The sequence below is a fragment of the Agrococcus sp. GW821-FHT14H11 genome, assembly GCF_058803545.1.
The window spans coordinates 1-9,032 of sequence record NZ_JBXAPA010000018.1 but is presented as its reverse complement, the minus strand read 5'-3'; the positions used below and the strand labels follow the sequence as shown (position 1 = coordinate 9,032).

Here is a 9,032-nt window from a genome sequence, read left to right as displayed (position 1 = left end):
TCAAGGTGGGTAGTACCCCCACTCGTACGGTTGGTCTCACTCCCCGCGCGTGACGCTCACTCTCCGAGAATCATGGCTTGACCGGTAGTTTCTCCCGCACGGCACGACACGGGCCACAACGAACGGCTCGCGACGTGTTGCATCAGATGCATCAATCGGAATGGGCGCTGACCGGTGATTTCGTCCCGAGTGTTGCATCTGATGCATCAATGGTGCAGATTGTGACACGGAGGTTGCGATGGAGTCGACCGGTCGGATTCGCCTGTTTCGCTCCTCCAGTGCGGTCGTCGACGCGGAGTCGCTGAGCGCCGCGATGCTCGACGGTTGGGCGCATGCACAACTCGCGCAAGGGTTCCAGCAGCGCACAGCGAGTCGTCGCGAGCGGACGGTCAAACGATTCATCGACTGGTCGGGAAAGTACCCGTGGCAGTGGTCGCAACTCGAAGCAGACGACTTCTCCGCCGAGCTGCGCGGCATCCACCACCTGGCACCGTCGACGGTTCGCGCGATCCAGAACGATCTCGCGCTCTTCCTCGTCTATATCGCGGACCCGCTCTATCCCTGGGCTCAACACTGCTCGGAGCTGCTCGGCGAACCGTTCGTGCCGATCTCGCCCCGCCGGATGGCGCACCGCCAGGAAGGTCCAGAAAGCCCTGACAAGCGCCCCTTCACCACCGCGGAGCTGCAGACGTTCTTCGACTTCGCGGACGATGAGGTGGAGCGCATCCTGCGCTCGGGCCTGCGGGGCGGACTCGCCGCCTACCGCGACGCGGTCGCCTTCAAGACGATGTACGCGTGGGGTCTGCGACGACGGGAGCTGTGCCACCTGAAGGTCGTCGACTTCTCGAGGAACATCCGCGCCCCTCGCTTCGGCGCCTGGGGCGTGCTCCGTGTCCGCTACGGCAAGGCCATGCGCGGCTCCCCCTCGAAGCAGCGCACCGTGCTTACGGTGTTCGACTGGTCCTCCAGCGTCGTCGCAGACTGGGTCGACCGCGGACTCCCCCGGTTCCGGGCCACCGATGGATGGCTCTTTCCCACCGAACGAGGTGCAGTACTGGACGGCAGGTCACTGCTTCGCAGGATGCAGCAGTACGTCACCGCGCTCGAGCTCCCCAGCGGCCTCGACCTTCACTCGTTCCGACGTTCGTACGCCACGCACCTGCAGCTCGAGTGGGGCTTCGACACCTCGTTCGCGAAGGAGCAGCTCGGCCACGAGCACGCATCCACGACCGCGATCTACACGATCGCCACCCCCGACTACCGCGCACGCGAGCTCGACCGCGTGCTCGGCGCAACGCTCGAACGAGCAGCAGCGCTCCCCCACCGCAACCGAGGAGATGGACAGCCATGAAGATCGACGTCACCTACCGCTGGCAGCTGCCCGTCATCATGGCCCGAGCCGGCTACCGCACGACCACCGACCTGATCGAACCGCTGGCCGACCGGGGCATCATGCTCTCGCGCAGCCAGGTCTATCGCCTCACCCGAGCCCCCGAACGGATCTCGCTGCAACTGCTCGCCGCACTATGCGACATCTTCGACATCGGCATGAGCGAGCTCATCACCGTCGAGTCCGAGCGGATCCGCGCGACGAAGAAGCGCATCGTCAACGACGACGCCCCTCCCCTGCTCGAGTCCTACCGACCGATCCGCGCGCGCATTGTCCGTGACCCCGATGACGAATAGGCGCATCGGTCGACCCCGCGTCGGAGGCGAGTTTCACTGCCCACGCTGCGGAGAGAACGCGAAACGCCACCGCGTGACCTGGCCCGATGGTCGCATCTGCACCCCCTGCTACGTGCGCGCTGTGGAGACCTTCGGCGCTTGTGCGCAGTGCGAGGACAACCGCATGCTCCCCGGCCGCGACGACCACGACCGACCGATCTGCCGAGTCTGCGCCCGCATCACGACCGACCTCGACTGCCACCGATGCGGTAGCGAAGGCGAGCTCATCCGCAACAAGCGCTGCACACGCTGCGTGCTCCGCGAAGACCTCGAAGCACTCCTCTCCCCCAACGACCCTCCCGATCTGCGCATCAAGCGTCTGGTCAACGTCCTGTGCGGCGTCGACCGCCCAGCGAGCATCCGGACCTGGATGCGCGGCGGGGCAGCCAATGCCCTCCTCACCAGTGTCGGCAGGCGCGAGCTCGACCTCGACCACGCAGAGTTCGATGCACTCCCCCGCTCCACGGCCAACGAGCATCTCCGCAGTCTGCTCGTCGCACACGGCATGCTCCCCGACCGCGGCAACGTCGACCTCGCCCGCTTCGACCTCTGGCTCGAGCAACGACTCCGCGACCTCGCGGCACGTCCTCGAATCGTCGCCGCGCTCGAACCCTTCGCGCGCTGGCATCACGCACGCCGGCTCCACGACGACGCATCCCGCATCCGCAACCTCAACTACGCCACTCGCGCGGCCAAGCAGGAGATCACCGAAGCCGGACGACTGCTCGCCTGGCTCGACGTGACCCACGACGTCGCGCTCGCCGACGCCGAGCAACGCCTCATCGACGAATACCTCTCCGCAGGCCCATCGACCAGGAAGATCGCCCGAAACTTCATCAACTGGAACCGCACGATCGGCGCCACGAAGCTCCGCTCCGGTCGACGCCGAGACGCGATCTCCACCCCGCTCGCCACCGACACCGAACGCGTCCAAAACCTCTCACGTCTTCTCGGCGAAACTGACGCTCCCCTTATCCCTCGCGTCGTCGGGCTGCTCATGCTGCTTTACGGCACCCCGATCGGTCGACTCGTGCAACTCCGCCGCGACGCGGTCACCGAGGTCCCCGACGGCATGCGAATCGACCTCGGGGGCACGCAGCCGGCACTTGTGCCCGGCCCCATCTCCGCGGTGGTCTTCGAGATGATCACGACCGTCGCCGCCACCCGCACCGCCGCTGTCGATGCAGGCTGGCTGTTCCCAGGTCGTCGAGTCGGCCGCCACATCCACCCGGACAGCGTCCGCAACCAGCTCCGAAGCCTCGGCGTCTCCGTGCTCGCCGGCCGCAACGCCACCCTGGCCGACCTCACCCACCAGCTGCACCCTGCCGTCCTCGCCGACATCCTCGGCTATACGAACCAGACACTCACGAAGCACGCGCTTCGGGGCGGGCTCGCCTTCGCGAGCTACACCGCGCGGCCGCGGGAGCCGCGCGACAGCAGCGGTCTCAGGCCCTGATCTGCCGCCCCACGAGATCGCGATCGATGTCGACGCCCCATCCGCGCCCGCGTGCACCGAGCATCCCTTGCACGCCGGCCATGGCGATTAGGTCCCACAGGCGCTGCAGCGAATCGGCGGTGCTCGCCTCCATCTGGTGAATCAGGGCTTCGTGTGCCTCGGCGTCGCGGCCCGTCACTGCAGACAGGCGCGTCCGCAGCTTCTTATCGTGCGCGAGCAAGATCTGTTCGACTCTCGACCACATCGCTTCCGGAGACGGACCTCGCTGGGGACTCTCGGCGAGGGTGTCCAGGTTGTAGAAGCGACCTTGCCGCCCGTACCTGCTCAGCGCGGCGACGAGCGGGACCAGCACAGGGTCGCGCTCGACGGCATCGAGCAGCGACTCTACGTACGGCCGGTGGTTCGCGCGATCGAGACGTACTCGCAGGGTGTCGAGCGTCTCGCGCAGCATCGTGTCGAGGTCGTGTCGCCAGTGGTCTCGAAAGATGGCCACCGGTGGCCACTCCCGATGCTCTGCAAGGTGTGCAAGCCCAAGTGCCATCTTCAGAAGCTTCTCCAACCCGATCGACAGCATGGTCATGACCGGGTCGCGGGTCGTCTCGAGGAACGCAGCAGTTCGCAGAGTCCGCAGCCCGTAGGCGAGCAGGTTCCGTGTGCTCGTCTGCTCGGCGAGCAATGCCCACGCTTGCGCGTCGCTCAGGCCATCGTCGAGCCTCGCCACGTCACGCCGTCCCGGCGCTCTTCGCCGCCGCCCGTTCAAGCGCGCGGTACACCGTCGAGCGAGCGACGCCGAAGAGCTCGGCGAGTTCACTCGAGGTATGCGACCCCTGACGGTGGAGACTGACCAGGTGCGCCTCTTGCGTTGGCGAGAGCTTTGGCTTCTTGCCGCGGAGCCGGCCCTTCGCGCGAGCGACGGCCATGCCCTCGCGGGTACGGGCGCGGATGAGATCGGCCTCGAACTCGGCCACCATCCCGAGCACGTTGAAGAGCAGCCGGCCGACCGGGTCGTTCGGGTCGTAGAGACTGCCACCAAGGCTGAGACTGACCTCCTTCGATGCGAGCTCGTCCGCGATGTCTCGCGCGTCAGGCAGTGACCGCGCGAGCCGGTCGAGCTTTGACACGACCAGCGTGTCCCCGTCGCGGCAAGCGGCGAGCGCTTCGCGCAGGCCGGGCCGGGCACGGTTCGTGCCGGTGAGTCCGTGGTCGACGTAGATGTTCCGCGACTCGACGCCGAGCGCTGCAAGCGCGTCGCGTTGCGCCGTGACGTCTTGCGCGTTGGTCGAGACGCGTGCGTACCCGATGAGCATGACGCGACTGTAGCGTTTGAGGCCCCTTCACCGGGCATTTTTCCGGGCGGGTCTTACGGGAATCCCCGCAATGACCGACCGCGGGGAAATCGCCGACCAGGTGCGGCGCTGTTCGGTGTCCCAGTGAGGGATCGGCTTGCGGGAGTGGTCGTAGACCCGACCAGCGCGACTCTGATGCCCCTCGCTAGCGTGTGAGGATGTGCACTTCCGTAATCATCCTGAACGGCGTGCCGGGCGCCGGCAAGACAACCTTGGCGGTCCCGTTGGCACTGGAGCTTGGAGTCCCGCTGATCGGCAAGGACGCGATCAAAGAGGGGTTGGCCGATCTCGTCTCGGTCCCATTGCCGACGCGTCGCCTGGGGGCGCTCGCGAGCGAAACGATGTGGAATCTGGCCGCCCTGATCGATGGTCCAGTCGTCGTAGAGAGTTTTTGGGCTGCGGAGCGCGATGAAGGATTCCTCCAGGCAGGCTTGCGCACGGCCGGCGCGCGTCGCGCTGTTGAGCTGTGGTGCGAGGTGCCACTCGGACTGGCGCGAGAGCGCTTCTCAACCCGGCACCGTCACTCGGCGCACGACGACACTTCTCGACTCGAGGAGTGGGAGACGATGGTGGCTACCGCTCGACCGTGCTCCGGACAACCTGCATTGCGCGTAGCGACAGCCGGAGCTGTCGACGTGCCCGCGCTCGCCGCGCGCATCCGAAGGCTGCTTCAGGACGACCGATCGCTCATCCCACTTCCCGAACCTGCACGCTAAGGGATCCTTGACCGGGCCGCCTCACCGCTTGCGGATCGCCGCCGCGTCCAGGCGGCGGTGCAGCATCGAGGCGAGCGTCAGCATGTCGAGCGCGTCGCTGCGAGAGGTCGACCAGAGCACCTTCGGGGCGTGCGCGGTCGGGTTGCGGAACGTGCCGAAAAGGGGCTCTTCGCCGTTGAGTGTGGTCATGCGAAGAGCCTTCAATTGGGAAATCGTGTGGACGGAATTCCGCTCCACCACTCAGCGGGACGTGACCTCCCCGATATCCAGTCAAGGTGGGTAGTACCCCCACTCGCACACTTGGTGTCACTCCCGTGCGGGCCGCAAGCTTGTCCGAAATCAGTGCCTGACCGGTGCTTTCTCCAGTTCAACTCCGCGCGTCCCTCCTCCACGTCCTCGTAACGTCAGTGCCTGCTGTATATTCAGTGTGTGCTGACAATTACGAATCAACTGGACGTGATGCATCGGCTCGGGCGCGCCATGGCGGATCCGTCACGCTCGCGCATCTTGCTGACCTTGCTGCAGGGGCCGAACTATCCCGCTGTCCTTGCGCGCGAGCTCGAGCTGACACGCTCGAACGTATCGAACCATCTCGCCTGCCTGCGTGACTGCGGCATCGCCGTGGCCGAGCCTGAGGGCCGCCAGACGCGGTACGAGATCGCCGACCCGCACCTCGCGCGGGCGCTTACTGCGCTGGTCGAGGTGACGTTGGCTATCGACGAGCAAGCGCTATGCCTCGATCCGGAGTGCCCGGTCCCCGGCTGCTGCGAGTCGGCCCGATGAGCGCGGAGACGCTGACCGCGGCACGACGGAGCACTCTGCATCGCCGAGTGCGGTTCATCGTCGGCTTCACGATCACCTACAACGTCATCGAGGCGATTGTCGCGATCTGGGCGGGCTCGATGGCCTCCTCGGCCGCGCTGATCGGGTTCGGGCTCGATTCGATCGTCGAGGTGCTCTCTGCGGCAGCGGTCGCGTGGCAGTTCACGCGCAAGGATCCGGAACGGTGGGAGAAGGTGACTGTCCGAGCGATCGGCATCGCGTTCTTTGCTCTCGCCGCGTACGTCATCATCGACGCGGTCTTCACGCTGACCGGGGTGGAAGAGGTCGATCACAGCCCGCTCGGTATCGGCATCGCCACCCTCAGCCTGCTCGTCATGCCGGCACTGGCCTGGTTCGAGTTCCGCACCGGTCGCGAGCTCGGGTCGCGCAGCGTGCAGGCGGACGCCAAGCAGCTGCTCCTGTGCATCTACCTGTCGGGCACGGTGCTCGTCGGCCTGTTGCTCAACCTGCTCTTCGGCTGGATGTGGGCAGATTCCGTGGCTGCACTCGTCGTCGCCGGGCTCGCGATCCGCGAAGGGGTCGAGGCGTGGCGCGGCGATGTCGAATCGCCCTTCGAAGTCCTGGGCGAGCTCGAGGCGAAGGACAACTAGATGCTCGCGACCATTGCCTCCGCGATCGGCATGTTCGCGGCAACCAACATCGACGACATCGTCATACTCACCGTGCTCTTCCTCGCTTCATCCCGCGGCGGGCCGCGGCCCTGGCAGATCGTCCTCGGCCAGTACCTGGGATTCGCGACGCTCGTTGCGATCAGCGTTGTCGCGGCACTCGGGCTCACGATCATCCCGGACGAGTGGGTCGGCTTCCTTGGCCTCATCCCCCTGCTGATCGGTGTCATCGGACTCATCCGGGGACTGCGCGAGCGCGACGATGCAGATCCAGACGAGTCGGCCATGAAGGGCCTCGGCCTGCTCGGCATCGCCGGGATCACCATCGCGAATGGCGCGGACAACATCAGCCTCTACACGCCGGTGTTCCGAACCATCTCGCCCGCCGACACCGCGATCACCATCGTCGTGTTCCTCGCTCTGGTGAGCGTCTGGTGCCTCTTCGGGAAGCTCATCGGCACGCACAAGGCCGTCACCGAGACTCTCGAGCGGATCGAGCACTGGCTGGTCCCCGCCGTGTTCATCGGCCTCGGCCTGTTCATCCTGATCGAATCCGGCGTCGTCCCCCGCCTCTTCGAGGCACTGGCCTGATGTCGACGACTGGCAACAGCTCACCAAGTCCCTCGGCGGCACAGACAGCCGTCGCGGGGGGCGCCGCCTCGCCGCACACGAGACGTCGACTGTGGAGGGTGACCCTTCTCGGCTACGTCTCCGCGCTCGCCGCCGTGGCGATCGATCAACTCAGCAAGGTCTGGGCAGAGGCGACCCTCGCTGTCGGCGAGCGTCATCCGGTGCTGGGCGACATGCTCGCGATGCAGCTCACCTACAACCCGGGGGCGGCATTCTCGCTCGGCGCCAGCGCAACGCCGCTCATCACCGTCCTCGCCGCTGCGGGCACGATGTTCGCGGCTTGGCTCACCTGGAGAACCACGTCGCTGCCGTGGGCGCTCAGCCTTGGCCTCATCCTCGGCGGCGCCCTCGGGAACATCATCGACCGCCTGGCACGACACCCCGGTCCCGGCCGAGGCCACGTCGTGGACTTCATCGCCTACGCCGACTGGTTCATCGGAAATGTCGCAGACGTGTTCGTATTCGGTGGTTTGGCGCTCTGCATCGCCTTCGCCTTCATGGGTAAGCCCATGCGGCCCTAGCCCTGAGCACGTGGCTGTGGTGCGCGCGGGCGAGTCCGAGCGCGGGAGCTCACGACCTGAGTTGATATCCCCGGTATCCAGTCGAAAGAGGGATGAAGCACTCGCGACCTGTTGATACGCCTCCCCGCGTGCCGAGGTCGCCCTAGCAAGATCTGCCGCTCACCGGCACTTTCTCTGCTCGCCGGGACCCTGCGACCTCACCTCGTCAGCTTGGATGGTGCAGATTCTGCAACACGCATAAGCACCTCTTGACCGCTGATTTCGTGCGACGTGTTGCAGAACCTGCACCAATGGTGCAGATTCTGCAACCGGAGGTCCGCGATGGAGCCGACCGGTCGAGTTCGACTGTCTCGACTGGCCGACCGACTGGTCGACTAGCGGCGGAGACGGTCGTGGCTACGATCGTGCTCCATGACGCATCTCGTTCTACAGGCGTGCCTCAATGGTGCGCGGACTCGCGACGAGCACATATCCGTACCCCTCGACGCGTCCGCGATCGCGAAGGCCACCGCGAGTATCGCCAGCCTCGTGCAGTCGATCCACGTGCACGCGAAGAACGCCGTCGGTGCCGACTCGGTCGTGCCCGCTGACGTCGCTGCTGCGGTCGCGGCAGCGCGCCGGGCCGCGCCGGAACTCGAGGTGGGCGTCACGACGGGCGCGTGGGCCGAGCCCGACGTTGGTACACGGGTCGCCGCTATCCGCAATTGGACGATGCTGCCGGACGTCGCATCGGTGAACTGGCATGAGGACGGTGCCGACGCCGTCGCGGAGGCACTGCTCGAGGCCGGAGTCGCTGTCGAAGCCGGCGTGTGGCATCAGGAGGGGCTCGCGGCGTGGACCCGCTCCCCTCACCGCGACCGTGTGCTTCGTGTGCTCGTCGAGGTGCAGCCCATGGCCGCGGATGCAGCGATCGCCGAGGCGGCGATGCTCGTCGCCGGCGTGCGCGCGGTCTCCACGCGCCAGATCCTGCTGCACGGCGAAGATGCAAGCGCGTGGACAGTTCTGCGTGAGGCGGCACGGATGGGACTCGCGACGCGCATGGGCTTCGAGGACGTGCTGACGCTACCGAGCGGGGAGGCAGCATCGAGCAATCGGGAGCTGCTGGAATCGGCCACGGACGTACTCGCACGAGAGTGCCGAGCACATCCAACTCACGACCTAGGTTGATATCCCCGATATCCAGTCGA

12 protein-coding genes are annotated in these 9,032 nt (G+C 66.4%); 9 read left to right on the top strand and 3 right to left on the bottom strand.

Going from position 1 to position 9,032, the window contains the following annotated elements:
- Window positions 1-238 precede the first annotated feature (238 nt).
- From AC1RNL_RS13330 to AC1RNL_RS13320, 3 genes are all read left to right on the top strand, one after another.
- Entirely contained in the window at window positions 239-1,351 is a 1,113-nt protein-coding gene (locus tag AC1RNL_RS13330; RefSeq protein ID WP_492935499.1) for a tyrosine-type recombinase/integrase, read from the top strand.
- Entirely contained in the window at window positions 1,348-1,686 is a 339-nt protein-coding gene (locus AC1RNL_RS13325) for a helix-turn-helix domain-containing protein (RefSeq protein WP_492935498.1), read from the top strand. The genes AC1RNL_RS13330 and AC1RNL_RS13325 overlap by 4 nt, the downstream gene beginning before the upstream one ends.
- Window positions 1,687-1,849: 163 nt before the next feature.
- Window positions 1,850-3,181 carry a site-specific integrase gene (locus AC1RNL_RS13320; protein ID WP_492935497.1) on the top strand — a complete coding sequence of 444 codons (1,332 nt, stop codon included), beginning with the start codon at window positions 1,850-1,852 and terminating at the stop codon, window positions 3,179-3,181.
- On the opposite strand, the gene AC1RNL_RS13315 is transcribed toward AC1RNL_RS13320, so the two are convergent.
- Complete coding sequence (locus AC1RNL_RS13315) at window positions 3,171-3,902, bottom strand: hypothetical protein (protein ID WP_492935496.1); 732 nt, start codon at window positions 3,900-3,902, stop codon at window positions 3,171-3,173. The genes AC1RNL_RS13320 and AC1RNL_RS13315 overlap by 11 nt on opposite strands.
- Before the next feature lies 1 nt (window position 3,903).
- The gene (locus AC1RNL_RS13310) at window positions 3,904-4,488 is read right to left on the bottom strand and encodes a recombinase family protein (RefSeq protein ID WP_492935495.1); all 585 of its coding nucleotides are present in this window, start codon (window positions 4,486-4,488) and stop codon (window positions 3,904-3,906) included.
- Window positions 4,489-4,685: 197 nt separating this feature from the next.
- Here AC1RNL_RS13310 and AC1RNL_RS13305 point away from each other — a divergent pair, with 197 nt between their 5' ends.
- A complete protein-coding gene (locus AC1RNL_RS13305; RefSeq protein WP_492935494.1) occupies window positions 4,686-5,243 on the top strand; it encodes a P-loop nucleotide/nucleoside kinase family protein in 558 nt (185 codons plus the stop codon).
- 21 nt (window positions 5,244-5,264) lie between these two features.
- On the opposite strand, the gene AC1RNL_RS13300 is transcribed toward AC1RNL_RS13305, so the two are convergent.
- Window positions 5,265-5,432: a TIGR02391 family protein gene (locus tag AC1RNL_RS13300; RefSeq protein WP_492935493.1), complete on the bottom strand. Its 168-nt coding sequence runs from the start codon at window positions 5,430-5,432 to the stop codon at window positions 5,265-5,267.
- Between the two features lie 240 nt (window positions 5,433-5,672).
- Here AC1RNL_RS13300 and cmtR point away from each other — a divergent pair, with 240 nt between their 5' ends.
- From cmtR to AC1RNL_RS13275, 5 genes are all read left to right on the top strand, one after another.
- Entirely contained in the window at window positions 5,673-6,026 is a 354-nt protein-coding gene (cmtR, locus tag AC1RNL_RS13295; RefSeq protein ID WP_240240131.1) for a Cd(II)/Pb(II)-sensing metalloregulatory transcriptional regulator CmtR, read from the top strand.
- Window positions 6,023-6,676 carry a cation efflux transmembrane domain-containing protein gene (locus AC1RNL_RS13290; RefSeq protein WP_492935492.1) on the top strand — a complete coding sequence of 218 codons (654 nt, stop codon included), beginning with the start codon at window positions 6,023-6,025 and terminating at the stop codon, window positions 6,674-6,676. The genes cmtR and AC1RNL_RS13290 overlap by 4 nt, the downstream gene beginning before the upstream one ends.
- On the top strand, window positions 6,677-7,285 hold the full coding sequence (locus AC1RNL_RS13285) for a cadmium resistance transporter (protein ID WP_492935491.1): 609 nt from the start codon (window positions 6,677-6,679) through the stop codon (window positions 7,283-7,285).
- 98 nt (window positions 7,286-7,383) lie between these two features.
- Window positions 7,384-7,845, top strand: coding sequence for a signal peptidase II (locus AC1RNL_RS13280; RefSeq protein WP_240240134.1), 462 nt, complete (start codon window positions 7,384-7,386; stop codon window positions 7,843-7,845).
- A 411-nt stretch (window positions 7,846-8,256) separates the two neighbouring features.
- The gene (locus tag AC1RNL_RS13275) at window positions 8,257-9,012 is read left to right on the top strand and encodes a 3-keto-5-aminohexanoate cleavage protein (RefSeq protein WP_492935490.1); all 756 of its coding nucleotides are present in this window, start codon (window positions 8,257-8,259) and stop codon (window positions 9,010-9,012) included.
- Window positions 9,013-9,032 lie beyond the last annotated feature (20 nt).

What these genes read in the sequence shown, in the direction of transcription:
- AC1RNL_RS13275 (WP_492935490.1), top strand. Translation starts at nt 8,257, where the DNA reads ATGACGCATCTCGTTCTACAGGCGTGCCTCAATGGTGCGCGGACTCGC.
- AC1RNL_RS13310 (WP_492935495.1), bottom strand. Translation starts at nt 4,488, where the DNA reads ATGCTCATCGGGTACGCACGCGTCTCGACCAACGCGCAAGACGTCACG.
- AC1RNL_RS13330 (WP_492935499.1), top strand. Translation starts at nt 239, where the DNA reads ATGGAGTCGACCGGTCGGATTCGCCTGTTTCGCTCCTCCAGTGCGGTC.
- AC1RNL_RS13320 (WP_492935497.1), top strand. Translation starts at nt 1,850, where the DNA reads ATGCTCCCCGGCCGCGACGACCACGACCGACCGATCTGCCGAGTCTGC.
- AC1RNL_RS13305 (WP_492935494.1), top strand. Translation starts at nt 4,686, where the DNA reads ATGTGCACTTCCGTAATCATCCTGAACGGCGTGCCGGGCGCCGGCAAG.
- AC1RNL_RS13325 (WP_492935498.1), top strand. Translation starts at nt 1,348, where the DNA reads ATGAAGATCGACGTCACCTACCGCTGGCAGCTGCCCGTCATCATGGCC.
- AC1RNL_RS13300 (WP_492935493.1), bottom strand. Translation starts at nt 5,432, where the DNA reads ATGACCACACTCAACGGCGAAGAGCCCCTTTTCGGCACGTTCCGCAAC.
- AC1RNL_RS13290 (WP_492935492.1), top strand. Translation starts at nt 6,023, where the DNA reads ATGAGCGCGGAGACGCTGACCGCGGCACGACGGAGCACTCTGCATCGC.
- AC1RNL_RS13285 (WP_492935491.1), top strand. Translation starts at nt 6,677, where the DNA reads ATGCTCGCGACCATTGCCTCCGCGATCGGCATGTTCGCGGCAACCAAC.